Consider the following 26,197-nt stretch of genomic DNA (forward strand, 5'->3'; position numbering starts at 1 on the left):
TAATATTTGATACGGTATGATTGTACGTTCTACAACTGTTTTCAGTTTTTGGGAAACCGAAAATGAAAAATAAAAAACCTACATATTAAAAGGAGGAAATGAACATGGCAACATTTGAACTGCCTGCATTACCTTACGCTGCGGACGCGCTTGAGCCGCACATTGACAAAGCGACAATGGAGATCCACCACGGGCGTCACCACAAGACATACGTTGATAACTTGAACGCTGCTCTTGAAGGACAAGCTGAGTTTTCGAACAAAAGTCTTGAAGATCTACTCACGAACCTTGATTCTCTTCCTGAAAGCATCCGCACAGCAGTGCGCAACAATGGCGGAGGGCATGCAAACCACAGCTTATTCTGGGAAATCCTCACACCAGGCGGAGCGAATGCGCCAACAGGTGAGCTTGCTGAAAAAATTAACAGTAAATTCGGTAGCCTGGATGCGTTTAAAGAAGAATTTGCGAACGCAGCAAAAGGCCGTTTCGGATCGGGTTGGGCTTGGCTCGTTGTCAACAATGGCGAGCTTGAAGTGACAAGCACACCTAACCAAGATACTCCTGTGATGGAAGGCAAGACACCTGTACTTGGCCTTGATGTATGGGAGCACGCTTATTACTTGAACTACCAGAACAAGCGTCCAGATTATATCAGCGCATTCTGGAACGTAGTAAACTGGGATGAAGTAGGAAAGCGTTATAACGAAGCAAAATAATATCGAAAGGGTCTGTGTTCAAGGAACACAGACTCTTTTTATTTCACTATAGAAAAGCATAACTTTTTTGCAGGATGATTACTCGACGTGGCACAAAGTTAACATACAACTGACTTAAAGTCTTGTTGTCACGCCAGTTTACCATTTCTCTAAAATCACAAATTCCCTCTGCAAATCCTCCAATAGGCGATCCAATTCTGTGTTTCCGTCTAGATAGGAATCCAGTGTAAACACGATAGTAAGTTCAGCGTTTTCCATAACACTTACGATGGTTCCAGAAAACTGATATAAATTTTGTACGAATGAACCAAATTGGTCCTGTGACTGTAAATGGATGTGATGGGAGTTTGAATCGTTGCACACGTGTTTGTCAGCTTTATAGCACCAATATTCAGGCATACATCATGCTCCTTTACAAAAAAAACCAATTACCAAGTTCTTGAATATCCCTTAATCAGATGAATTAAACTACCTTTGTCAGATTTAAAGGGGCGTTCATAAATGAGGTACAAACAGCTTAAAAAAGAAGGCCATATTACAAGACCATTGATTCTTCTCCTTGTTATCGGCGGTTTGTTTGCGATGAGTACGGCTCTCTCCAATACATTTGTTAACATTTATTTGTGGCGGCAGTCTGGCGAAATCATCGACATCGCTCTCTACAACCTATCCATAGTTGCCGCTCAGCCCATCGCATTTGCTCTTTCAGGGAGGCTGGCGAAGATAGTAGACAGAGTGGTGGTTATCCGTACAGGAATTCTAATTCTTTCATTGTTCTATATAAGTGTTCTTGTACTTGGTGGACAGTCAGCTGAATATCTGCTTCTGCTCGGGTCCTTGCTCGGGACGGGACTTGGTTTTTACTGGCTCGCTTTTAATGTATTGACATTTGAAGTGACAGAGCCAGAGAACAGAGACTTTTTTAATGGATTTCTTGGAATATTAACAAGCTTAAGCGGCATGATTGGTCCATTTTTTGCAGGCTATATTATTACAAGAATGGACAAAAGTTCAGGTTATCAAACCATTTTTACAATTTCTCTCGTATTATTTCTAACAGGTGTTGCCGCAAGCTTTTTTCTTACAAAAAGGAGATCGGAAGGACGCTATGACTTGGCGTCTGTATTTCACAATAGAAAAGATGACGAGTCATGGAAGAAGCTGCTGTTTGCCCACTTTTTTCAGGGGATTCGGGAAGGAACATTTGTTTTTATCATCGTGATTTGGGTATACCTCTCAGGAGATGGGGAGCTAGGTCTAGGATTCTTCGGATTCATTCAATCGGCTGTATCCTTTGCCATGTACTATGCGGTTTCACGATTTATTCGAAGAGAATGGCGCATGAAAGGAATCTTCCTTGGTGGTTTAATACTATTCATTTCGCCATTCATGCTTCTGATGCCGCTGTCTTTTTCTGTCCTGCTAAGTTATGGAGCGTTGGTTTCTGTGGCCTATCCGCTGCTTCTTGTTCCGTATATTTCCGTGACCTACGACATCATTGGACGATGCCGGGATGCATCTGAAAAAAGAGTCGAATATATTGTCGTCCGAGAATTTTTTTTAAATGGAGGAAGAATAACATCCATCCTTATTTTCCTTCTATTTATCATGGCTATGCCGCAGGGAAAGCTTCCATACTTGCTGCCCATTTTAGGTTCTGGGCACTTTTTAATTTATTTTTGTCTGAGAAAGCTATCCTTGAATCCTAATTCTGTATGTGCAGATAAGAATGGACCGTCCTTGGAAATGGATGAAAATAAGGATAATAACAAGTGAGCCTTTTTGACACGTGCAAAGAGAAACGGTAAAATTACTATATGCAAATAATAAATGGAATGCTGTTTCTACGATGAAAAGGTGATTTGACTACATGAAAAATAATGGAAAAAAGAAAAAGAACCATGTTCCATTGCGCCTGAACGCGCTTTTTTTATCTGTTTTCGTTTTGTTTTCAGTTCTAATATTAAGACTCGGATATGTGCAAATCGTTAAAGGAGAAGAATATAAGCGCACTGCATACATGACAGAAAACGTTACAACGAAGCTCGATTCTCCACGCGGGAAAATGTATGACAGCAAATTTCGCGTCGCTGTGGATAACGAGCCTGTTTTCTCCATTACTTATACAAGAACAAGGGGAAGCAGGGCGGAAGATCGACTGCTGGCTGCGAGAAGGCTGGCGATGTATATAGAGAAAGACACAAAAGACATCACGGTCCGCGACCGCAAAGACTTCTACATACTTATGTATCCTAAAGAAGCGTCTGCTAAAGTAACAAAAAAAGAAAAACAAAAGCTAAGCGATGAAGAATACTATAAGCTTCTTCTCAGCCGAATAACAAAAGAAGAGATTTCACAGTTCTCTGATCAAGACTTAGAGGCACTCGCAATTAAGCGGGAGATGGACAGGGGCTATGCCCTTACACCGCAGCGCATCAAAATCGGCGCTACGGCACAAGAGGTTGCGAAAATCAGTGAGCATCTTCCTGAACTGCAAGGTGTGGATATTAAATCAGATGCACAACGATCGTATCCTTTTGGAGAATCCTTTCGTGATATTTTTGGCCAGGTCAAGCAGATTCCAAAATCAAGGATGGATTATTATACAGCAAGAGGCAATGAGCGGAACGACTTAGTGGGGACCAGTTTTCTTGAAGAGCAATATGAATCCTTGCTTCGCGGAGAAAAGACGAAAATCAAGTATGTGACAGACAAATCAGGGAACCCGGTAGGTGAGCCTGTAGAGAAAGACGGAGCGAGAGGAAACGACCTTGTCCTTACGGTTGACATGGAGCTCCAGAAACGCGTTGAGAAGGTTATTGAGGATGAACTGAAAGAATCCATCACAGGTAAAGACGCGTATGATAACAGGCAGCTTAATTCTGCTTATGTTGTGATGATGAATCCAAAAACGGGTGAAATCTTATCTCTTGCAGGTAAAGAATACGATAGGGATAGCCGCAAATTTAAAAATACGCCTTTCGGCAACATTTACAATTCATACGTTATGGGTTCCACTGTTAAAGGAGCGACTGTTCTGACAGGGATGCAGCAGGGCGTGGTGGATCCGAATACCATCATCTTTGATGCCCCACTCACATTTGGAGACGGACGGCAGATGAAGTCACATGAGTATATGGGTGCGATCGGTCCAGTCAAGGCACTCGAACGCTCTTCAAACGTCTATATGTGGCATATTGCCATGAGACTTTCGGGTTACGATTATTCACAAAAACGGTTTACTGATCATAAAGTGAACGAAGCATTTCAGACGTTAAGGAACGCTTACAGCCAGTTCGGCCTCGGAGTACAGACCGGTATCGATCTTCCGTCTGAAGCAACAGGCTATCATACGGGGATGAGTGATGAACTGTCCCAGGCGATGTTCTTCGCGATCGGACAATTTGACACCTATACACCTCTTCAAATGGCACAATACGTTTCTACGATTGCCAATGATGGCTATCGCATGAAACCTCATTTGCTTAAAGAAGTCCGCCAGCCTGCTGAGAATCCTGCTGAGCTTGGCAAGCTTCTGTTCCGAAACGAACCAGAAGTGATGAACCGTCTTGAGATGAAGCAAGAATATTTAGATGTCGTCAAGCAGGGATTCAGGCAAGTGATGGCTGGCAGCAACGGGACAGCAGCCTGGATATTTAAAAACAAAGAGTATAAGCCTGCAGGCAAAACGGGTACTGCGGAGATAGATAAAAAAACAGGGCTATATAACAAAACGCTGGTCGGGTATGCGCCTTATGATAACCCGGAGGTTGCATTTGCTGTTGTGGTGCCGAATATTAGAGAAGATTTTACGAATAACGAGATCGGTGAAGGAATATTAGATGCCTATTTCGAGCTAAAAAAAGAATCTTTGTCTAACAAACCAGAGCCTGTTAAAAACAACATACAGTAAATGGTCGCTGGCACAACTCGTGCCAGTTTTTTTATATGCTTGGCGTCAGCCAAGTTTTCTTTATTTTGGGCGGATATCCCCTGTATTTTTCCTGTTATTTGGCAAAAGATAGGGATAAGGAAGTATTCAGCTTCTGAAGGTTCTTAACAATTTCTTTACATTCCATTAAAACCATATTAATAATCGGGTTTTATGATAAGACATGTAAGATACTTAAGAACGTTAAGGGGTGCCCTTGCAGATTTGCTATAACAAGCAGATGCATAGGCGATACTTAAACAAAAATTAGGGGGACCTAGACAAATGAAGAACATGAAGTCGGTTTATCTTTTGGCAGTAATGGCAATGTTGCTTGTGTTCAGCGCAGCATGCGGAAACAAAAGCGAAAACGGTGCTGAAGGCGGCAAGGAAGTCAGCGGAAGCATCAAGATTGACGGCTCATCCACAGTATTCCCAATCATGGAAGCTGTTTCTGAAGAGTTCCAAGCTCAAAACCCTGATGTTAAAGCTCCTGTAGGTGTTTCTGGTACAGGCGGCGGATTTGAAAAGTTTGTTCGCGGAGAACTGGATCTTGCTAACGCTTCTCGTCCGATTAAAGACGAAGAGAAAGCAGAAGCAGAAAAAGGGAAAATTGATTATACAGAATTCCAGCTTGCTTATGACGGACTTTCTGTTGTAGTAAGCAAAGAAAACGACTTTATCGACCATTTGACAGTTGATGAACTTAAAAAGATCTTCCTTGAAGAAGGAGCTGCAAAGACTTGGGCTGATGTTCGCGAAGGCTGGCCGAAAGAAAAAATTGATGTGTTCGCACCAGGTACTGACTCTGGAACATACGACTACTTTGATGAAGTCATCCTTGAAGAAAAACCTATGCGCCGTGACGCACAGCTCTCTGAAGACGACAACGTTCTAGTTCAGGGTGTTACAGGTTCTGACAAAGCTATCGGCTTCTTCGGCTTTGCATACTACCAAGCAAACAAAGACAAGTTAAAAGCAGTTCCGATCGATGGCGGTAAAGGCCCAGTTGAACCTACCGCTGATACAATTGAATCAGGTGAATACGCTCCTCTGTCACGTCCACTATTCACCTATGCAAGCAACAAAGCGCTTAAAGACAATGAAGCTGTATACGAGTACATGAAGTTCACTCTTGAAAATGCAGGAGAGCTAGCATCATCTGATACGATTGGGTATGTTGCCCTTCCTGAAGAAGAGTACAAAAAACAGCTTGAAAAGCTTGACGAAATTGCTGGCAAGTAAACTGCCAGAAGAGTTATACTATTCTTAAAATAACAGGAGGTGAGGGGCCATCCCCCTCACCTTTAACCTGTTGTTGTGTCGAAATTAGGGAGGTACTGTCAAATGGGTGCGAACAACAGCAACTCAAGTTCAATACGCCAGATGATTAAGGATAATAAATCAAAGAGAAGCCGCAATGCAATCGCGGAAAAAGCAATGCCCAAGTTATTTGTTGCGTGTGCAATCATATCGATTTTAACAACGATCGGCATTGTTTTCACGCTGCTTGCAGAAACGTTCACCTTTTTCGATCGAATTTCGATTGTAGAGTTTGTCACAAATAAAAACTGGTTTCCTTTTACGGGAGAGGCTCATGCCGATTATGGAATTCGTGCACTTATTGCAGGAACGCTTACAGTAACGGCAATTGCTATGCTAGTTGCCATACCAGTCGGCCTTTCTGCGGCCATTTATCTTAGCGAGTATGCTTCTGCCAAAACAAGGAAGATAATCAAGCCCATTCTTGAAGTGCTTGCCGGCGTGCCAACGATCGTTTACGGGTTTTTTGCGTTAACGTTTGTAACACCACTATTAAAAGAGTTCATTCCGACCTTAAAGATATTCAATGCCCTAAGCCCAGGAATTGTTGTGGGCATCATGATCATTCCGATGATCGCCTCTTTATCTGAAGATGCGATGAATGCTGTTCCAAACTCCATGAGAGAAGGTGCACTGGCACTTGGCGCTACGAAGTTTGAAGTGGCGATGAAAGTAGTTTTGCCTGCGGCGCTGTCAGGTGTTATTGCCTCTTTCGTTCTGGGGATTTCACGTGCAATCGGGGAAACGATGATCGTAACCATTGCAGGGGGATCTCGACCGACATCAGATGTCGACCTCACCGAATCCATTCAGACGATGACTGCATATATCGTGCAGGTCAGCCAAGGTGATGCAGGGTTCGGGACGACAATCTATTACAGCATTTATGCGGTAGGAATGACTCTGTTCCTATTCACTTTGATCATGAACCTTCTTGCACAGTTCATTTCTCGTAAGTTTAGGGAGGAATATTAATGGCTTTTATAAAGAAAGAAAGTGTACGAAAAAGGATGGGGCGCCGGATTGCGGTCAACAATGTTGCGAAAGGCCTATTTATTGCAGCAACATTGTTTGCTTTGATTGTCCTTGCCGTTTTGCTTTACCGCATCGGTTCAGAAGGCATGGAATATTTAAGTCTGGAATTTATCACGAATTTCGCATCGCGCATGCCTGAACGAGCAGGAATCTGGGCTGCTCTCATTGGAACACTCTGGGTGATGGCAGTAACGGCTCCTGTGTCATTTATTCTTGGCGTAGGGACTGCGATCTACCTTGAAGAATATGCGAAGAAAAATGCGTTTACACGCTTTGTCCAAATCAATATCTCCAACCTGGCTGGTGTACCATCCATTGTATTCGGCTTGTTGGGACTTACCATTTTTGTCCGCCTACTTGAACTGGAGAGAAGTGTACTTGCTGGCGGATTGACGATGGCGTTGTTGATATTGCCCGTTATCGTTGTCGCATCACAAGAAGCGCTGCGCACCGTTCCTAGAGAACTGCGAGAGGCCTCATACGGAATGGGTGCAACGAAATGGCAGACCATCAGAAGAATCGTGTTTCCGGCTGCGTTACCTGGAATATTGACAGGAACGATACTTGCACTATCCCGTGCAATTGGCGAAACGGCTCCTCTATTAGTAGTCGGAGCGCTGGCTTACGTGGCTTTCGTGCCAGAAAATTTGTTCTCGCAATTTACCGTGCTCCCGATTCAGCTTTACAACTGGACGAGCAGGCCACAGGAAGATTTCCACATGCTCGCAGCATCGGGAATTATCGTCTTGCTTATCATCTTGTTAATCATGAATTCCATTGCTGTATATATTCGAAACAAGTTTCATAAACGTTTCTAATCTGGTGTACTGAAGGAGGAGCTTATTATGGAAATTACAATCAACCATAAGAATGTAAATAAAGAACAAGTTCAGCAGGATGCGGTTCCTGTGTTTAAAGTCAACAACCTGAATCTCTGGTATGGACAAGACCATGCCTTGAAAGACATCAAATTCGATATTCCAGAAAAACAAGTGACAGCTATTATCGGACCATCGGGCTGCGGTAAGTCAACATTTATTAAAACATTGAACCGAATGGTTGAAATGGTTCCGATCGTCCGTATGTCCGGGGAAATCAACTATCGAGGACGCAACATTTTCGACTCGAAATATGGAGTGGAAGAACTTCGCACACAAGTTGGCATGGTGTTCCAAAAGCCAAACCCATTCCCAAAATCCATTTACGAAAACATCGCCTATGGACCTAAAATCCACGGCATAAAAAATAAAAAGGTTTTAGACGAAGTCGTGGAGAAGAGTTTAAGAGGGGCAGCTATTTGGGATGAAGTGAAAGACCGCCTTCATGAAAATGCATTTGGTCTTTCCGGCGGTCAGCAGCAGCGTCTTTGCATCGCTCGCTGCTTGGCGATCGAGCCGGATGTTATCTTGATGGATGAGCCAACATCAGCACTTGATCCGATTTCTACCTTGAAAGTGGAAGAGCTCGTTCAAGAATTAAAGAAAGAATACAGCATCGTGATCGTCACGCATAACATGCAGCAGGCTGCCCGTATTTCGGACCGCACGGCGTTCTTCTTAAACGGTGAAGTGATCGAGTTCACGGATACAAGCACGCTATTCTCTAACCCTTCCGACAAGCGTACGGAAGACTATATTACAGGGCGTTTCGGATAAAAAAAAGAACGGAGTGGGGCTAATGGTTGTTCGCGAAAACTTTCAGCATCAATTAGATGAATTAAAAGATTCAATCGTAAAGCTTGGAAAGATGGCAGAGCAAGCGCTTATGGAGTCTGTTATCGCACTAAAAGACCAAAATCTTGAAAAAGCGCTGGAGATTATTGAGAACGATCAGCGTATAAATGTTCTTGAAGACGAAATCAATGACGCAGCGATTTTGTTAATCGCTAAACAAGCGCCTGTAGCGACAGATCTGCGCAGAATCATCGCTGCCATTAAAATTTCATCAGATGTGGAGCGAATGGCTGATTTTGCCGTCAATATTGCAAAATCAACAATCCGAATCGGTTCTACGCCCTTGATTAAACCGCTTGAAGAGATACCGAAAATGGCTGGTATCGCCATTGAGATGCTTACAAAGTCTATTCAAGCTTATGTAGAGGAAGATGTTGTGCTTGCGAAAGAATTAGCTGACATTGACGATCAAGTGGACGAGCTGTATGGCAAGATCATTCAAGAGCTATTGGGCATGATGTCTCAAAACCCTGACTATCTCGCTCAAATCACTCAGCTGTCATTCGTGTGCCGTTATATTGAGCGTACGGCTGACCATGCTACAAACATTGCAGAGAGTATTATTTTCCTTGTGAAAGGAAAGCGATACGGACTGAACGAATAGTATCAAACAAAAAAAGTGCCATTGGCGCTTTTTTTGTACTTTAAGATAGCTTAACTTTCAATAAATTTTCTATGAATGACTGGATAGCCGGGCGTCAGTCCGGCTTCTTTACCGCGGCTAAATCTTAATAAGAATGTGTGATCATGCAAAAAGCAGCGTTCCCATAAGTGGAAACGCTGCTTTTTTATACTTTGTGACATAAGCTTGGCGTCAGCCAAGCTTTCTTCATGGAGAGGTGATGATTTTTGCTACTTCTTCTGCCGTCATCTTGCTGTTAACTTTATAAGCGCCAAAGCGGACAGCACCTTCGCGGTTAGTTGACCGCAAATACTTTAAAAATTCTTTGCTGCTTTTTATTATTTTTCCTCGTTGAAGTTCGTCACAGACTTCACCGGTGCTCATCCCCTGAGAGACGACCAGCGTCATGTGCTGGACCTCTTGTGCCGGCTCCTTTTTACGAGGTGCCGGCGCTGTTGGTTTAGAAGCAGCAGGCTTTACACTGACAGCTTTAAGGGTTGCATATTCATCGTTAGAAATCGCTGTCTGTTCTTTTTCAGCCAGATAGGAATCAACTTGATCTTGAGTGATTGCATGTTCTGATGAATGGGGTGCTATGTAATAGTAGGAAACGGCAAAAATGCCGGTTGAAAGAATCAACCCCGCTGAAAAGGCACGGAGGGCTTTATTAGACATAATAACTGTACCTCACAAACTTATTTTAATGTTTATCGTTAATCATGATTTCTTCTTCTAAGACTTTCAGCTTCTTCTTGATCTGATAAATTTCCTTCATAAGTTGAATGGAAAAGTTTTCGAGCTGTGTCTCTACATTGGCACCGCGATCCTTTTTAAATGAAATAAGCAAGAGCACCAACCCTGCTGCAAGCATGCCGAAAATGATAAATTCCATAATAACCTCCTGTTTAAATACAGATACACATTACTTTTATAACATAGTATTAAACAATCTCATAGCTTTTTTAGCGCGAATCGCCATGATTCATTATCGTTCGCATACGATCAGCGAGCGGACAGGAAGTAAAAGGTGAAAGATGTCGAAATATATCATAATTTTCATAATAGTTTGTAAAGCAAACGTTTTCAGAAAATTTACAATTGAATCTTTCTCAATGGCGGCGCGGAAACGCAAATTCAGTCAATTTTCGCCGGTTGTTAGAGGTTTATTCCAATGTTACGATTACCTAAATTCTACTTTTTCGGGAGATTTATGGGTGAAACTTTCACAATCAAATAATCCAATTAAAGAGGTGAAATTATGATTGAAGAAATTGTTAAATGGAAAAATGAAGGTCTCACTCTTTATGAGATCGCTGAGAAAATGAACACGTCTGTCGGTAAAGTGCAATATAGATGGAGGCAGTATAGAAAACAGTCAACGGTGCCGGACAATCATCAGAGTATGCAAGAATTTGACGGTAAAGAGGTGGAGTGGGTAATGCCTGCAGAGTATAAAGAGGATGTGCTGTATATGATGCCTCAGGGACCGGCAACCATCTTTGTTTATTGGAGCCTTTCTGAATCGACTGTAAAGGTGGCTGAGCACCATTTTCGTACATCTTGGAGCGATTTGCCAAAGGTCATCAAATTATATGATGTGACAGATGTTCAATTTCATGGACACAACGCACACAAAGCATTCGAGATCGAAGTCCCTGAGATGACGAACAATTGGTTTTTGCATAATCTTGAGCCAGGAGGCACTTACATTGCGGATGTTGGGACAAGAACGTTTGATGGAAGCTTCTTTACACTTCTCCGAAGCAACGCAGTCGAAACCAGCCGTTTAGAAGAAGAAGGAAGCACAGCAGACAAAGTGCGGCGCTGGCAGTCAGAAAGCCAAGCTGAACCAGAATGGCTGGAAAACTATTCGGTCTACTCTTACTACCATAAAATACGATAGGGGACACAAGTATGGCACATGGATATCTATCATTTGTTCTGCACGCCCACCTTCCTTATGTCAGGCATAGAGAAGCGAACAGGCTGGAGGAGAGGTGGCTTTTTGAAGCCTTAACTGAAACGTACATTCCGCTGATCTGGTTATTAGAAGAAAGACCAGCAGGGAAATTAAGCATATCGTTCTCTCCGCCACTCATGGAAATGCTTGCTGATCCCGTTCTGCAGCGCCGATATGCTGAGCACCTTGATTCGTTAAAGAAATTAGTGAAAAAAGAGCAAAACAGGACAACACCAGAAGAAGAATCATTAATCTCTCATTACGACGAACGATTGGAACGGGTGTACGAAACGTATTCCCGTTATGACTCGAATATATTAAAAGCGTTCAGCACATTCCATAATGAAGGGATCATCGAATGCTTCACCTCTGCTGCCACACATGCATTCTTGCCTTACCTGCAAACTGAGCAAGCGCTCAGATGCCAAATTTCTACCGGAATCTTAGCATTTGAAAAGCATTTCGGCAAAAAGCCTGCTGGATTTTGGCTTCCTGAATGTGCGTTTACGCCTGGTGTGGACAAAATTCTTGCAGAGCAAGGAATCCGTTATACGTTTGTTGATGAACATGCCATTAGAATGGCAAGTCCCAGCCCGCGCAATCAAATAGGAGCTCCTTGTTATTCACCGCATGGAGTGGCTCTTTTCCCAAGAAATCAAGAAATATCTTCGCAAATTTGGAGTTCATCCACAGGTTATCCTGGAGACTATGAATATCGTGAGTTCTACCGCGATATTGCTTATGAACGGGAATGGGAGTACATTAAGCCTCACATGCATCCGGAGGGATTTAGAATCGATTCTGGATTCAAGCATAAAAAAATTACAGGACCGACTGAAGAGAAAGAAGCATACGAACCGGCACGTGCTGTGGAAAAAGCAGCGCAGCATGCCGAGCATTTCGCTGCTATGGCAGACGAAATAAGCAGACGGAACAGTTCTCAAAGCTATCCGCCGCATCTTATCACCGCTCCATTTGATGCTGAGCTGTTTGGCCATTGGTGGTATGAGGGCCCTGATTTCCTTAAGAAGCTGTTGAAGCAAAATTTGAAAGAAACAATATGGACAACTCCTCAAGAATATCTTCATAACCATTATAGAGACTTAGAAACTGTACACGCATCATTCTCCACTTGGGGAAGAGATGGGTATGGCGATGTGTGGCTTAATCCTGGCAACGCCTGGATGTATCGCCATCTTCATAAATGTGAACGAGAATTGATCAGATGCGCCTCTCTTCTTCTAGAATCGCAGCACCGCGATGAGTGGAAAGAGCGCTGTTATAACCAGATGGTCAGAGAATGGATGCTTGCCGTGTCATCTGACTGGGCGTTCATCATCGATGGAGGAACGGCCGATCAGTACGCAGCCGAACGGTTTAACCAGCATGTTACTCGTTTTAATGAACTCTTGATCCACTTCAACTCAGAAAACGTATCCAGCCCTATTATTCAAGCCTATGAAAATGACTTTCCATTTCTTTCGTACATGACGTTTAACCATTTTAATAATGAACATGACCAATACGTTTCTAAGCGTTATAGCAGCAGTCAAACAACAGGCAAAACCATCCTTATGCTTTCCTGGGAGTTCCCGCCTATGGTCGTTGGAGGATTGTCACGCCATGTTTATGACCTTTCTAGGAAACTAGTGGAGCAAGGGCATTCTGTCTATGTCATCACATCGGCGGTGGAAGGGTATCCCGATCATGAATTAAATGAAGGGGTCAATGTCTACCGTGTCAAAGGAGATCAGCCGCTGTTCAATGATTTTTATCATTGGACGGGTAGTTTGAACGCAAGCATGGCTAGACAAGGGGCCGAGCTCGGCAAAAAAGTGAAGTTCGACTGCATCCATGCTCATGACTGGCTTGTTAGTGTGGCGGCGGCGCGCTTGAAAGAAGGATTGGCCATCCCCCTTATCGCGACGATACATGCAACAGAAAGCGGCCGAAACAATGGCATCCACTCCCCGGTGCAATACGAGATTCACCAAAAGGAAGGTGATCTTGTCTATCATGCAGACAGAGTGATCGTATGCAGTGATTATATGCACAAAGAAGTGCAACAGCTATTCCAAGTACATGTTGAAAAGCTGGCGATCCTTCCGAACGGGATTGATCCAAAATTAGTCAGCAAACCTCATACGCTATCCATGCCAGTTGAAAGCAGCCATGAAGCGACGATCTTCTCGGTTGGAAGAGTAGTGAGGGAGAAAGGCTTTCAAACCATTATTGAAGCCTCTGCCATATTAAGGTCTCAAGGTAAAAGAATACGTTTTGTTATTGCAGGTAAAGGGCCGATGCTCGATGAACTAAGGCGGACGGCAACTGAATATGGTGTTGCAGAGGATGTTTGGTTTACAGGGTTCATTTCAGATGAGGAGAGGAACCAGTGGCTGTTTACAAGCGATGCCGCATTGTTCCCGAGCCACTATGAACCATTTGGAATCGTAGCACTCGAAGGAATGGCTGCTGGCAAGCTGACCATCGTATCAGACACTGGCGGTCTAAGTGAAATTGTCGACCATGGGAAGACTGGCCTTAAAATTATTCCGCAGGATGCAGCATCGATTGTCTGGGCAGTCGACTATATGCTCAGAGATCGAGATCGGGCAAAGCGCATTGCAGAAGCGGGTTACGAGGCAGCGCTTACGGTATTTAATTGGGAGAAAATCGCAGCAGGCACAGTGGACGTTTATGAAGACAGTATACCTAAATTGAAGTTAACAGGAGGTTTTGCGAAATGAAAGGCGTCATCATGGCTGGAGGAAAAGGAACAAGATTAAGGCCTTTAACATGTAATTTGCCAAAACCGATGGTACCGATGCTTCACAAGCCAGTAATGGAATACGGGATTGAATTGCTGAAGAAACACGGCATAACGGATATTGCCGTAACAGTTCATTATCTTCCTGATGCGATCCGCAACTATTTTGGAGATGGCAGTGCGTTTGGTGTCAACCTTCAATATTTTGAGGAAACGGTGCCACTCGGTACAGCTGGAGCCATAAAAGCGGCTGAAGACTTTCTTAACGAACCGTTTGTTGTCGTCAGCGGAGATGCTCTTACAGATTTTGATTTGGAAAAGGGCATTGCGTTTCATGAAGAGAAAGGAGCATCGGTCACCATCTTTATGAAGCAGGTCGAATCCCCGCTTGAATACGGAGTTATTATGACAAATGAAGATGGGAAGATTATCCGTTTTCTGGAGAAGCCAAGCTGGAACGAGGTATTCAGTGATACGGTGAACACGGGAATCTACGTTGTTGATCCTATTATTTTTTCATACATGGAGAAAGACGTACCGTTTGATTTCAGTAAGGACCTTTTTCCGCTATTGATGAAAGAAGAGCGCCACTTGTACGGGTACAGTGCAGAAGGATATTGGTCAGATATCGGCAATCTTCAGCAATACAGGCAGTCACATTATGATATGCTGAGCGGTCTAGTGGATCTGCCTATTTATGGGACAGAGATTCAGCCTGGCGTCTGGGTAGGGGAGAATTGCTATATTGAAGACGGAGCGTTCGTAGAAGGCCCTGCGAGCATCGGTGAAGGTACAGTCATTCGAAAAGGTGCCAAGGTGGAACGCCTCAGTGTCATCGGAAAGAACAGCGTGCTGTCAGCAAAGAGTTCGGTAAAGAAGAGTGTGCTTTGGAATGATGTGTACATCGGGACAGAGTCTGAGCTGAGAGGGGCGACTGTCGCCAACGGAACAAAGGTGGAAAACGGGGCATCCATATATGAGCATGCGGTTGTTGGAAACCATTGTGTCATCGGAAGAAAAGCAACATTAAAGCCGGAGGTGAAGATCTGGCCAGAAAAAGAGATTTACGAAGAAGCACTCGTTCATACCTCACTTATCTGGGGAAGGAAAGCGAGCAAATCGCTTTTCGGCTCAAGAGGAATCAGCGGGATCGCAAACGTTGAAATAACACCGGATTATGTGGCGCGTCTTGCTGCAGCGTACGGCGCTGTGCTGCCGCATGGTTCTAAAATCGGTGTCGCTTCGGATTCTGATCAATTTTCAATCATGATCAAGCAAGCATTCATGCAGGGTCTTCACTCTTCGGGCGTGAACACGTATGACATCAGCCCGACTGTATCACCCGTCGTGCGCTTTACGATCAAGAATGAAAAGCTTCAGGGCGGCATCTACTTCCGCTTTTCGAACCGCAACGATGAAAAGCAGCTGACGATCGAGTTCTATGATGAAAAAGGTCTGCCGATTCATCCAGATGCTGAGCGCAAGATTGAGAACGCCTACTGGCAGGAAGATTATCGCAGAGCCGCATTTGACCGGATTGGCCGAGGAACAGCAAATGCCGTAAAGAGTGAGGATTATATCGAAGCTCTGCTGAAGACTGTAGATGAGCGTGCCATTCAAACGGTGAAGTTCAGAGTGGTCGTCAACTATCGCCACCAGCCGTACTTAAGCTTTATTCCCGCTCTTTATAACCGCCTGAACTGTGAAATATTAACGGTCCCTTATCAGACGAGTGCAGAGGAACTCACCTCTTTCGTGCGTGCGACAAATGCTCATGTTGGAATACTTGTCGGAGAAGAAGGCGAAACGATGCGTCTTGTCACCGAGACAGGCCAAGTTCTAGATGATGAGACGATGTTAGCACTGTATGTGTTTACAGCATTTTATGATAAAAAAATGAAAGAGATGGCCATTCCCGTCTACGGATCTACTGGACTTGAAGCCATTGCTGCAGCTTTAGACGGAAAACTGATTCGAACAAAAGCCAACCCTCGCTCCTTGCTCGAAGTAGGAGAAGGAGGCATGAACTTTTTGTTTGATGCACAGTATGCGTTCATTCAAATACTGGAGCTTGTAGCCAAGAAGAACACGACGATAAGCGGACTGCTGGAAATGCTTCCTGATGTTCAGCTTCTTCGCGAACTCGTTCCTTGTCCGAAAGATAAAAAAGGCCAGGTTATGAGAAAGCTTATGGAAGATATTAAAGGAAACAATGTCGAGCTTCTAGACGGAATCAAAGTGTTTCATCCGGATGGCGGCTGGACGCTAATCCTGCCTGATTCAGAACATCCTGTTTTCACCGTATATTCGCAGGGACTTGACGAAAAGAAGGCGAAGGAATTCGCTGCGGATTATATTGATAAAATCCGTCAATATCAGCAGGTATAAGATGCCAAGACATTTGGCAGTCGGGAACGGGAATCTGCTCGTAAACATTGATAAACACATGCAGATTCGGGATATCTACTATCCATATGTTGGGCAGCAAAACCATGTGCAGGGCCACGCAAACAAAGTAGGCGTATGGATAAATGGCTCTTTTTCATGGCTATCATCACATGATTGGGAGATCATGCCGGCTTACCATAAGGATTCACTTGTCACGAGAAGTGAAGTGAAAAAAAAGGACGGCACGATCAGTCTTATCTTTGAAGATGGCGTGCATCAGCGGGAAAACATGTTTGTAAGACGTATCACCATAAAGAACCACAATGAAGAACAAGCGGAAGTCCGCTTGTTCTTTCATCAGGATTTAAACATTTATGAAACGGAAGTCGGTGATACCGCCTATTATGAACCAGATTCTAAAACTGTCATCCATTACAAGAAAAACCGATATTTCCTGTTTAACGGGCTGATGGACGGCAGCGGCATCCATCAATTCACGACTGGCATCAAGCGTTTCCAAAGTGCAGAGGGTACGTGGAGGGACGCGGAAGATGGTATCCTTAACATCAATCCGATTGCCCAAGGTTCGGTCGACAGTACCTTTTCATTAAAGGGGCTGGTTCCTGCTAATGGAGAAGTGCAGGCATTTTATTGGATGACAGCTGGACGGAACCGGAATGATGTGCTCGGCTTGAATGATTACATGATAGAAATCGGCCCCTCATTAACGGTGGATAAAATTGATGTCTATTGGCGTCGTTGGGTCAATAAGGCACCAATCGGACATGGCGGACTTGAACAGGAACTCATAGATCTTTATAAACGGAGCCTGTTGATCATTCGCACTCAAACAAATGAAAACGGCTATATCATGGCGGCAAACGATTCAGATATCCAGCAATATAACCGTGATCATTACAGCTACATGTGGCCTCGTGACGGTGCCCTTGTGGCAGCAGCTGTGACCAAAGCTGGGTTTCATGGAATGGTCAAAAATTTTTACCGCCGGTGTTCGGACCTCCTCACAAAGGAAGGATTTTTGCATCACAAATATAATCCAGACGGATCAATCGGTTCAAGCTGGCATCCGTTTGTTGATAGCCAAGGAGTTCGGCAGCTGGCGATCCAGGAAGATGAAACGGCATTGGTGCTCTGGGCGTTTTGGCAGCATTATGAGGAGACTGGAGACATTGAATTCGCCCAATCGCTATATCGGTCACTCGTGCGGCCAAGTGCCCGCTTTTTGCTGTCATTCATGAATGATCATCTGGATCTGCCACAGCCTTCCTATGATCTTTGGGAAGAGCGCAGGGGTATTTTCTCGTTTACGTCAGCCGCTGTATACGGCGGATTGATGGCAGCTTGCTCATTCGCCTCTCTCTTTGGAGAGGATGATCGCGCACTCCGCTATAAGAGGGGTGCTGAACGCGTGAAAAAAGGCATCGAACAGCATTTATTTGATCCCGCTCAGAACCGTTTTATCAGAGGCATCTATCCTAATTCGGATGGTTCGTACATCAAAGACATCACGATGGAATCAAGCATGTACGCACTGTTTGCGTTTGGAGTGTTCGACCCAAGTGATGAGCGCGTCCGAAGCACGATGGAAGCGATCGAGAGCGAACTGACCGTCAAAACCGAAGTTGGCGGGCTGGCTCGTTATTTTAACGATTATTATTTTCAGCAGACACACGATCTAAGGCGTGTGCCGGGAAATCCATGGATTATCTGCACCCTTTGGCTTGCCAAGTGGAAGATTGCCGCCGCGAAAACACCAGAAGACTTGCATGAAGCGAAGAAATGGCTGAACTGGACGCATTCCCATAGCTTCTCCACAGGTGTCCTGCCAGAGCAGATGAACCCTTTGAACGGTTCTCCGCTAAGTGTCGCACCTCTTACATGGTCGCATGCAACATTTGTTGATGTTGTGCAGGATTACCTTGTGAAGGAACGCAAACTTTTTTAAAACCGCTTGATAGAACTTTTTTGTTCTGTTATTATGTTAAAGTATGGTTTTATAACTATCCGAAACGTTAGTTAACGATTTTTGTATGGTTTGGAGGGAAACAACAATGCGTGTAAACATTACTCTAGCTTGCACTGAAACTGGTGACCGTAACTACATCACAACTAAGAACAAGCGTACGAACCCTGAGCGTCTTGAGCTTAAAAAGTACAGCCCGCGTCTTAAGAAATACACAGTTCACCGTGAAACAAAGTAATTCAAACGAACCGCCTGTGCTCCTGCAATGGAGTACAGGCGGTTTTTTGTTTTAGGCTACTATCAACAGAATTCCCACATGGCTGTATGGTCAAGGTCATTCGGAATAACAGGAAAGAACGTCTATTTTCGTTACCTTTTCATATATTTTTTATAAGTAAGAGGAGGCGATGTAGAATGGTGTCCTTTGCAGCTTATGCTGTGCTATCTGCTCTTATTGCGGCGATCAGAGAAACGGAGAGGATTCCGAATAAGTACATTCCGTTAACGGCCATTTTATTGGGTGTCCTTTATGCATGGTTTGATGAGAAGTTGCTGACAAGTGAGACGCTACTTCATGGGGTGCAGTATGCTTTATATGCAACGGGATCTGTTGCAGGCTATAAATATTTTACACAAAAACCAATGCCCCCTGTTAAATAAGTCGTTGACCCGCATGTCGGGTGATGCCTTTTTTCTCATCTAGAGAAAGAATACCTTTTTAACAGAGGGGAAATTGGACGCAGTCTAAAAGTTTAGGATGAAGTAGAAGGGCAACTCAGGCTGACTTTAAGGCTCCGCGTCAGCCGACTTTTCTTTAGCGAATGTCACAAAGTTATGAAAGCGCATTCAAAACTTCTTGCCAACCAGAGAAAGTAGTGTTAAGTTAAATGCATGAAATAAAATCTAAACGTTTACATTTAGGGGTTAAAGGATGGAGCACAAACCGAATATTCATGATGTCGCTAAGCTTGCGAACGTTTCAATCGCAACGGTTTCTCGAGTGATTAACGGGCAAGGCGGTGTACGCCCCAAAACGGAGGAAAGAATTCTGCTGGCTATTAATGAACTCGGATATATCCGAAGTGCAGCTGCAAGAACGATGAAAAAAAAGGAAACGAAAACCGTCGGGGTGATCGTCCCAGATATAAAAAATCCTTTTTTCCCTATCGTGATGGCTGGCATTGAGCAGAAAGCACGTGAGAAAGGCTACTTTACGATCTTGAGCAGTACGGATGAATCAATGGCTGTCGAAGAAAACATCATGAGAAATTTTATTGAACGCGGTGTGGATGGCGTGATCGTGACTACGGCGAATGAGAACAGTGACCATCTCAAGCTGCTAGAAACCCAGGGAATACCGATTGTAGCGGTTGACAGGGTCCTTAACAAGCTAAGCGTGGACACCGTGCTCGTTGATAATGAACAGGGTGCTTTCGATGCTGTCTCACACCTAATCAAGTTAGGGCACGAGCGAATCGCGATTATTTGCGGCCCGCTTGACACTACACCGGCTAGCAGAAGACTTATGGGATTTAAGAGAGCCATGAATGAAAATGGCTTGGCTGTCAATAGCCGCTTCATTGTACAAGGCAATTTTCAGGAAGATGGCGGTTATCAAGCTGCAAGAAAGCTGTTTTCACAAAAAGAAAGACCGACTGCGATTTTTTCATCCAACAACTTGATGAGCTTAGGATGCTTGAAGGCAATGCAGGATTTAAACTGGAAGCTAGGGCAAGAAGTGGCGTTTGTCGGATTTGATGATATAGACATTGCGACATTGATCGAGCCTAGGCTGACGGTTGTATCCAGACCAATGGATCATCTAGGTGAGCTGGCATTTCAAATGCTGCATGAACGTATGCTGGCTAAAGAGCACCTGCCGAAGAGAGAGTTTATTTTATCTCCTGAATTGATCATCAGGGATTCTTGTTCAAGAATGTAGTGCTTCAGCACTGCATTCAAAAATCTAAACGTTTACATTTTTTAATCCACAATTGAAAGCGCTTTAATTAAAAGGAGATGATCAGCATGAAAAATATCATTCAGCTGCCCGATGGGTATTTAAACAAGACACCAATCTTTCAATTTATTCTTTTATCTTTGCTGTTTCCACTTTGGGCTGCAGCAGCGAGCTTAAATGATATTTTGATCACACAGTTTAAGCATGTGTTCGAACTAAGTGATTTTGCGAGTGCACTCGTTCAAAGCGCGTTTTATGGAGGCTATTTTTTAATCGCCATCCCAGCTTCCATCGTGATCAGGAAAACAACATATAAGTTTGGCATCATTCTCGGTTTGCTCTTTTATATCGCAGGATGTTCCTTGTTCTTCCCAGCCTCCCAAATCGCTACATACACAATGTTTTTGTTTGCGCTTTTTTCTATCGCAATCGGGCTTGGCTTTTTGGAGACAGCAGCCAATACGTATAGTTCTATGATCGGTCCGCGTAAATATTCAATCCTTAGGCTGAATATCAGTCAGACGTTCCATCCGATCGGTGCTATTTCTGGTATATTGCTTGGAAAGTATCTGGTGTTTCAAGAAGGGATCAATATTGAAGAAAAGATGAAGGGGATGAGCCATTCAGAGGCGGCAGCATTCGGCCGTGAGATGCTGCAGCATACTCTCCAGCCCTATAAATATATGATATTCGTTCTTGTTGCGATTCTTATCTTATTCATCATCACGAAGTTTCCATCTTGTAAACCACTTGAAAGCAATGGCGAACAAGGGAAAGTTCCAAGTGTAAAAGAAACATTAAGTCATTTGGCTGCTAACAAACGTTATCGTAAAGGAATTGCTGCCCAGTTTTTATATGTGGGCATGCAGGTAGCCATTTGGTCATTCACGATTCGTCTGGCACTTAACCTGGACAGTTCATTAGATGAAAGAACAGCCTCTAACTTTATGGTGTACAGCTTTATCGCCTATTTTATAGGAAAGTTCATTGCTAATTTCTTGATGACACGCTATTCAGCATCAAAAGTACTCTTTTATTATTCCCTTATAGGCACGGCAGTCCTGCTTTATGTGGCCTTTGTACCAAACATTACAGCCGTTTATGGGGCAATCTTAATCAGTGTATTGCTCGGACCTTGCTGGCCGACGATCTATGCAGAGACGCTTGAAACGGTAAAAGAGAAGAAATATACAGAGATGGCCGGAGCTATTCTCGTTATGTCCATCATTGGCGGTGCTGTGGTCCCTGCAGTGCATGGTGTGATATCTGATAGCGTTGGGTCGCTTCAGACTGCCTTCATTGTGCCAGCTGCCTGTTTCTTGTATATTGCCTACTATTTTTATAATGAGATGAAAATACAAGATCAACAGATGATGAATGAAACCGAGTGGCAAGAACAAAAAGCACTTTAAATTTCAAACATCTTTCATTGGTACAGGCTGCTTTTTGCAGCCTGTCAATCTAGCAGCATAGAAAAGGAGAAAAATATGAACGGAACCATTCAACTAGAACGCCGTTTTTTTCAAGAGAAGGCCTTTATTTTTTTCAAAAATGATGAATTCACGGTTACTCTATTCTCGTATTCTTCTGGAATCGAAGCCGTTGAAATAAAAAACTCAAGAGGCAGAATGGTCGTCCTGCCTTATTTCGGCCAGATGATCTGGGATCTGGAGTTTGACGGCATTGATTTAAAAATGAAAAATATGTTCAGTGAACCGAAGAAATCGCAGGATATTATCGGGACCTACGGATGCTTTGCCTTTCATTCAGGGCTTGTCCGCAATGGCTGCCCAGCACCAGAAGATGACCACCCTCTTCATGGCGAGATGCCATGTGCGGCCATGGATCATGCATGGCTCGAATTAACAGAAAACAGCGTGAAGGTTTGCGGCTCATATGAGTATGTTATGGGATTTGGCCATCATTATTGCGCCAGCCCTTCTGTTGAACTGCATGCATCCAAAACGTACGTTACAATAAACATGAACGTAGAAAACCTATCACGCAGCAGGATGCCGCTGCAATATATGTGTCATACAAATTTTGCGTATTTAGAGCAGGCATCATTTAAGCAAAGCATCCCAAGCAGCCTTTTTTCGCTTAGGGAATCGATTCCAGCACATGTTAAAACCACTGAAAATTGGCTGGAATACAATGCTGCAATCCGTTCTGGAGAGCAAGTTCTTGAAACGTTGAGCACCCCGGAACTATATGATCCTGAGATCGTGTTTTTTGCAGACCGGTTAGATGAATACGAAAAGGATGCTGAATTTCAAATGATTTCCCCAGAAGGAACCACTTTCTTCACAAAGTTCTCTACTAAAGAATTGAACTATGCAACTCGATGGATACTGAACAATCCAGATCAGAAAGTAGCAGCATTCGTGCTTCCTGCCACATGCCGGCCAGAAGGCTACCTAGCTGCAGAAAAAGCCGGTACGCTTATTTCTCTTGCGGGCGGAGAAAAAAAGTCGTTCACTGTCATTACCGGAAAAAAATAAGGAGGAAGAATGATGGATATCGCCGTTATTGGTTCAAACATGGTTGATCTGGTGTCATATATCGAAAGGATGCCTAAAGAAGGGGAAACCCTTGAGGCGCCAGATTTTGAAATAGGCTGCGGAGGAAAAGGTGCAAATCAGGCGGTTGCCGCAGCGAAAATGGGTTCTGATGTCATGATGGTCACGAAAGTGGGGGATGACCTTTTCGCTGATAACACCATTGCCAACTTTAAGAAACATGGCATTGATACAGAATATGTGGTTAAAGTTCCTGGAACATCCAGCGGAGTGGCTCCCATATTTGTCGATAAAGAATCAAAGAATAGTATTTTGATCATTAAAGGGGCGAATAAGCAGTTAGCTCCTGAAGACGTGGACGCTGCTGCTGAAAAAATAAAAAAATGCTCCGTGATCGTGCTTCAGCTTGAGGTTCCTTTAGAGACGGTATACAGGGCGATTGATTTTGGAAATGAGTGGAACATACCCGTCATTTTAAATCCCGCCCCCGCTTCAAAAGAACTGGACTTTCAATATGTTTGCAAAAGTGACTACTTTATACCTAACGAGAGTGAACTTGAGATTTTAACAGATATGCCTGTCACGACTGAATCTGAAATCGCTGCCGCGGCTTCCTCGCTCGTTCAAAAAGGACTGAAGAATGTCATCGTTACAATGGGTAGCCGAGGTGCGATGTGGGTTACGAATGAAGCCGTTCATGTGGTTCCTTCATACCCGGTAAAGGCAATAGACACCACTGGAGCGGGCGATGCGTTTATTGGGTGCTTCTCACACGGCCTCGTTAAGCACGGTGATGTGCTAGAAGCCATGAGGAAGGCATCAGCTTTTGCTGCTTTGAGTGTCACGAAACGAGGTAGTCAAGCTTCCTATCCGAATGAAGATGAACTGCAGCCGTTTTTATTGTCTAACGTATAACCGCAAAAAGGATTTCCTTTGATAAAAAGGATCTCCTTTTTTTGTTTTACTAAAAATTTCCCATTTGCTGTATTTTCTCTGCTAATATGAAGAAAAGACGTAGGAGGGAATTGAGAGGTATGTGGTTTATATTCAGGTTCTGGGCAAAGGTTTCGCGCTTGAACTTTGGGGCGATCATCTTTTCTGCTGTTTCTGTCATCGTGTTCAGTTCTATTTCTATTTATTGGATTGAACCCGGCACGTTTGAAAAGCCGTCAGATGCTTTGTGGCTTGTGATGACGACGGTCTATACTGTCGGCTACGGAGATCTTTCGCCTAAAACAACAGAAGGGCGTCTCTTTTTTATGCTTTTCGTCTACCCGATTGGGTACGGAACCGTCGCGCTTTTTGTCGCTAAGCTTTTTGATGTGATCACGTCATTCAGACGATTAAGGGAGGAAGGCAAATTGAGTTTTAAAGGCACAGCTCATTACATTTTGATCGGCTGGTCCAAAAAGACCGAAACAGCGGTATATGAGATTTTCGATGCAGAACCGGACGCACACATCGTGCTGATTGATGAAAAAGAGACAACACCGATGTTTCACCATAATCTGCATTACATAAGAGGAGACGCTTCTGAGGAGGAGACGCTGCTCAAAGCGAACGTTCTTCAGTCCAAATCAGTCTCTATTTTTTCTGATGATACAATGGATGCTCTTTCTGCAGACGGCAAATCGCTGCTAGTGGCTTCTGCCGTGGAAAGCTTATCGGCTATGTACAGTACATCCATTTATACGGTTGTTGAGATTATGAAAGAAACACACCTTGCTAAGTTCAAACATGCAAAAGTGAACGAGCCGGTGCTCTCAACGGACAGTGTTTCGCGGCTGATGGCCCAAGCGATGCTGCATAATGGTTCGAGCGAATTTTTTTATGAGCTTTTGAGTAAGAAGGAAGGTGAGAACCTTTACGAGATCACGAGCAGGGCGGAGTGGGGGACATACCGCGAAGCATTTCTCGCTTTGATGGAGCAGGGGGCCATCCTCGTTTGGGACACGCAAAAAAAGGCGGTCAACAATAAAATGAACGAAACCATACCCGAAGGATCCAGGCTCTTCGTCATCTGTGATGAACATGCTTACAAAAGGATATCTTAACCATAAATAAGAAACCGCCCTCATTCAAAATGAGGGCGGTTTCTCTGTGATTACGATTGGATAGCTGCTTCTAATGCCATCACGATCATGTCGTTAAACGTCGTCTGGCGCTCTTCTGAGGTCGTTTCTTCACCTGTAAAGATATGGTCGCTGACTGTCAGGATAGACAGAGCGTTTCTGCCATATTTGGCAGCAAGAGTGTAAAGAGCTGTCGTTTCCATCTCTACAGCAAGAACGCCGTAATCGCCAAGCTTTTTCACCATGTCCATGCTCTCACGGTAGAACGTGTCAGCAGTAAGCACGTTCCCGACACGGACGCTCAATCCCTTTTCGAGACCCGCATCGTATGCTTTTTTCAGCAGATCAAAATCGGCGCAAGGAGCAAAGTCGAAACCAGGGAAGATGAGGTGGTTCATTCTTGAATCTGTACACGTTGTCATTGCAATGATCACGTCGCGCACTTTCACATCTTTCTGAATCGCACCGCATGTACCGACACGGATCAAGTTCTTCACGCCATACTCATTCATCAGCTCATTCACGTAAATGGAAATCGATGGCACGCCCATTCCTGTTCCTTGAACAGAAACACGCTTTCCTTTGTACGTTCCTGTAAAACCGAGCATTCCTCGTACTTCGTTGTAGCATGTTACATCTTCAAGAAATGTTTCTGCAATGTATTTAGCGCGCAGCGGGTCGCCGGGTAATAGAATGCTTTCTGCTATATCGCCTTGTTTCGCATTAATATGTATGCTCATGTTCGTGCCTCTGCTGTTACTTCTTCAGCAGCAGGCTTTCACCTCCAATAAAGTAATGGGTTATACTGCCCCTTTATACAATACAACTTATCCATCAGTATGTAAAAGACTGTCCAATAAAATTCATAAAGAAAACTAGGCTGATTCTAAGCCTTATATTCAGCCTTAGTAGCCCTCACACTATGTACGTTAACTTTTTTGCCACATCGAGTAATCATCTTGCGAAAAAGTTATACTTTTGTAAAAAAGACAAGCACCTCTATGAGGCGCCTGTTTTTACTCTTTTTTCTCTTCCTTTAGCCGTCCAGTTCTCTTGGCGGCTTCCTTCAATATGACTTCTATTTGAGCGTTCACACTCCGCAGTTCATCGTCCGCCCATTTTTCAAGAACGTCATAAAGCTTTGGATTGATACGGAGGGGAAACGCTTTGCGCTTTACCATGGCTGC

24 protein-coding genes are annotated in these 26,197 nt (G+C 43.9%); 19 read left to right on the top strand and 5 right to left on the bottom strand.

The features are described 5' to 3' along the window. The first annotated feature begins 104 nt into the window (after positions 1 to 104). Positions 105 to 716, top strand: a complete 612-nt coding sequence (locus ACFQPF_RS01615) for a superoxide dismutase (protein WP_379745545.1) — start codon at positions 105 to 107, stop codon at positions 714 to 716. Positions 717 to 854: 138 nt separating this feature from the next. Here the strand turns inward: ACFQPF_RS01615 and ACFQPF_RS01620 are convergent, their stop codons facing one another. Further along, on the bottom strand, positions 855 to 1,115 hold the full coding sequence (locus ACFQPF_RS01620; RefSeq protein WP_379745548.1) for a hypothetical protein: 261 nt from the start codon (positions 1,113 to 1,115) through the stop codon (positions 855 to 857). A gap of 102 nt (positions 1,116 to 1,217) precedes the next feature. On the opposite strand from ACFQPF_RS01620, the gene ACFQPF_RS01625 reads away from it, so the two are divergent. The 7 genes from ACFQPF_RS01625 (at position 1,218) to phoU (ending at position 9,342) form a co-directional block, all read left to right on the top strand. Then, the gene (locus ACFQPF_RS01625; protein WP_379745551.1) at positions 1,218 to 2,492 is read left to right on the top strand and encodes an MFS transporter; all 1,275 of its coding nucleotides are present in this window, start codon (positions 1,218 to 1,220) and stop codon (positions 2,490 to 2,492) included. 94 nt (positions 2,493 to 2,586) lie between these two features. After that, positions 2,587 to 4,629 (top strand): peptidoglycan D,D-transpeptidase FtsI family protein, encoded by a 2,043-nt coding sequence (locus ACFQPF_RS01630; protein ID WP_379745554.1) that lies wholly within the window; start codon positions 2,587 to 2,589, stop codon positions 4,627 to 4,629. A 303-nt stretch (positions 4,630 to 4,932) separates the two neighbouring features. Continuing rightward, complete coding sequence (locus ACFQPF_RS01635; protein WP_379745557.1) at positions 4,933 to 5,892, top strand: PstS family phosphate ABC transporter substrate-binding protein; 960 nt, start codon at positions 4,933 to 4,935, stop codon at positions 5,890 to 5,892. A gap of 102 nt (positions 5,893 to 5,994) precedes the next feature. After that, complete coding sequence (gene pstC / locus ACFQPF_RS01640; RefSeq protein WP_379745560.1) at positions 5,995 to 6,945, top strand: phosphate ABC transporter permease subunit PstC; 951 nt, start codon at positions 5,995 to 5,997, stop codon at positions 6,943 to 6,945. Further along, entirely contained in the window at positions 6,945 to 7,823 is an 879-nt protein-coding gene (gene pstA, locus ACFQPF_RS01645; RefSeq protein WP_379745563.1) for a phosphate ABC transporter permease PstA, read from the top strand. Before pstC ends, pstA begins: the two co-directional genes overlap by 1 nt. A 27-nt stretch (positions 7,824 to 7,850) precedes the next feature. Beyond that, entirely contained in the window at positions 7,851 to 8,660 is an 810-nt protein-coding gene (gene pstB, locus ACFQPF_RS01650; RefSeq protein ID WP_379745566.1) for a phosphate ABC transporter ATP-binding protein PstB, read from the top strand. Positions 8,661 to 8,682: 22 nt separating this feature from the next. After that, on the top strand, positions 8,683 to 9,342 hold the full coding sequence (gene phoU, locus ACFQPF_RS01655) for a phosphate signaling complex protein PhoU (protein ID WP_379745569.1): 660 nt from the start codon (positions 8,683 to 8,685) through the stop codon (positions 9,340 to 9,342). A gap of 225 nt (positions 9,343 to 9,567) precedes the next feature. Here the strand turns inward: phoU and ACFQPF_RS01660 are convergent, their stop codons facing one another. Both ACFQPF_RS01660 and ACFQPF_RS01665 read right to left on the bottom strand, forming a co-directional pair. Next, positions 9,568 to 10,035 (bottom strand): hypothetical protein, encoded by a 468-nt coding sequence (locus tag ACFQPF_RS01660; protein ID WP_379745572.1) that lies wholly within the window; start codon positions 10,033 to 10,035, stop codon positions 9,568 to 9,570. Positions 10,036 to 10,060: 25 nt separating this feature from the next. Beyond that, positions 10,061 to 10,252, bottom strand: a complete 192-nt coding sequence (locus tag ACFQPF_RS01665) for a hypothetical protein (RefSeq protein WP_379745575.1) — start codon at positions 10,250 to 10,252, stop codon at positions 10,061 to 10,063. 366 nt (positions 10,253 to 10,618) lie between these two features. Between ACFQPF_RS01665 and ACFQPF_RS01670 the strand changes: the two genes are divergently transcribed. The 11 genes from ACFQPF_RS01670 to ACFQPF_RS01720 all read left to right on the top strand — a co-directional run bounded on the left by ACFQPF_RS01670 (position 10,619) and on the right by ACFQPF_RS01720 (position 24,992). Continuing rightward, positions 10,619 to 11,263, top strand: a complete 645-nt coding sequence (locus ACFQPF_RS01670) for a DUF4912 domain-containing protein (protein WP_379745578.1) — start codon at positions 10,619 to 10,621, stop codon at positions 11,261 to 11,263. Positions 11,264 to 11,274: 11 nt separating this feature from the next. Continuing rightward, positions 11,275 to 14,067 carry a 1,4-alpha-glucan branching protein domain-containing protein gene (locus tag ACFQPF_RS01675; protein ID WP_379745581.1) on the top strand — a complete coding sequence of 931 codons (2,793 nt, stop codon included), beginning with the start codon at positions 11,275 to 11,277 and terminating at the stop codon, positions 14,065 to 14,067. Further along, positions 14,064 to 16,475 (top strand): sugar phosphate nucleotidyltransferase, encoded by a 2,412-nt coding sequence (locus ACFQPF_RS01680; RefSeq protein ID WP_379745584.1) that lies wholly within the window; start codon positions 14,064 to 14,066, stop codon positions 16,473 to 16,475. The genes ACFQPF_RS01675 and ACFQPF_RS01680 overlap by 4 nt, the downstream gene beginning before the upstream one ends. A gap of 1 nt (position 16,476) precedes the next feature. Continuing rightward, positions 16,477 to 18,441: a glycoside hydrolase family 15 protein gene (locus tag ACFQPF_RS01685; protein ID WP_379745587.1), complete on the top strand. Its 1,965-nt coding sequence runs from the start codon at positions 16,477 to 16,479 to the stop codon at positions 18,439 to 18,441. A 106-nt stretch (positions 18,442 to 18,547) separates the two neighbouring features. Then, on the top strand, positions 18,548 to 18,697 hold the full coding sequence (gene rpmG / locus ACFQPF_RS01690; RefSeq protein ID WP_094251936.1) for a 50S ribosomal protein L33: 150 nt from the start codon (positions 18,548 to 18,550) through the stop codon (positions 18,695 to 18,697). A 176-nt stretch (positions 18,698 to 18,873) separates the two neighbouring features. Beyond that, the gene (locus ACFQPF_RS01695; RefSeq protein WP_379745590.1) at positions 18,874 to 19,119 is read left to right on the top strand and encodes a hypothetical protein; all 246 of its coding nucleotides are present in this window, start codon (positions 18,874 to 18,876) and stop codon (positions 19,117 to 19,119) included. A 271-nt stretch (positions 19,120 to 19,390) separates the two neighbouring features. After that, the gene (locus ACFQPF_RS01700; RefSeq protein ID WP_379745593.1) at positions 19,391 to 20,401 is read left to right on the top strand and encodes a LacI family DNA-binding transcriptional regulator; all 1,011 of its coding nucleotides are present in this window, start codon (positions 19,391 to 19,393) and stop codon (positions 20,399 to 20,401) included. An 86-nt stretch (positions 20,402 to 20,487) separates the two neighbouring features. Beyond that, positions 20,488 to 21,831 carry an L-fucose:H+ symporter permease gene (fucP, locus tag ACFQPF_RS01705; protein WP_379745596.1) on the top strand — a complete coding sequence of 448 codons (1,344 nt, stop codon included), beginning with the start codon at positions 20,488 to 20,490 and terminating at the stop codon, positions 21,829 to 21,831. 75 nt (positions 21,832 to 21,906) lie between these two features. Beyond that, positions 21,907 to 22,920 (top strand): aldose 1-epimerase family protein, encoded by a 1,014-nt coding sequence (locus ACFQPF_RS01710; protein WP_379745598.1) that lies wholly within the window; start codon positions 21,907 to 21,909, stop codon positions 22,918 to 22,920. A gap of 9 nt (positions 22,921 to 22,929) precedes the next feature. Beyond that, positions 22,930 to 23,853: a ribokinase gene (gene rbsK / locus ACFQPF_RS01715; protein ID WP_379745601.1), complete on the top strand. Its 924-nt coding sequence runs from the start codon at positions 22,930 to 22,932 to the stop codon at positions 23,851 to 23,853. Positions 23,854 to 23,972: 119 nt separating this feature from the next. Then, complete coding sequence (locus ACFQPF_RS01720; RefSeq protein ID WP_379745604.1) at positions 23,973 to 24,992, top strand: ion channel; 1,020 nt, start codon at positions 23,973 to 23,975, stop codon at positions 24,990 to 24,992. 50 nt (positions 24,993 to 25,042) lie between these two features. Here ACFQPF_RS01720 and deoD read toward each other — a convergent pair whose 3' ends face one another. After that, positions 25,043 to 25,750 (bottom strand): purine-nucleoside phosphorylase, encoded by a 708-nt coding sequence (gene deoD / locus ACFQPF_RS01725; protein WP_379745606.1) that lies wholly within the window; start codon positions 25,748 to 25,750, stop codon positions 25,043 to 25,045. Positions 25,751 to 26,026: 276 nt separating this feature from the next. Beyond that, entirely contained in the window at positions 26,027 to 26,191 is a 165-nt protein-coding gene (locus ACFQPF_RS01730) for a type II toxin-antitoxin system antitoxin (RefSeq protein ID WP_379745609.1), read from the bottom strand. Positions 26,192 to 26,197: the final 6 nt, after the last annotated feature.

Origin of the sequence: Fictibacillus iocasae, from assembly GCF_042665465.1 — a bacterium.
GTDB lineage: Bacteria > Bacillota > Bacilli > Bacillales > Fictibacillaceae > Fictibacillus > Fictibacillus iocasae.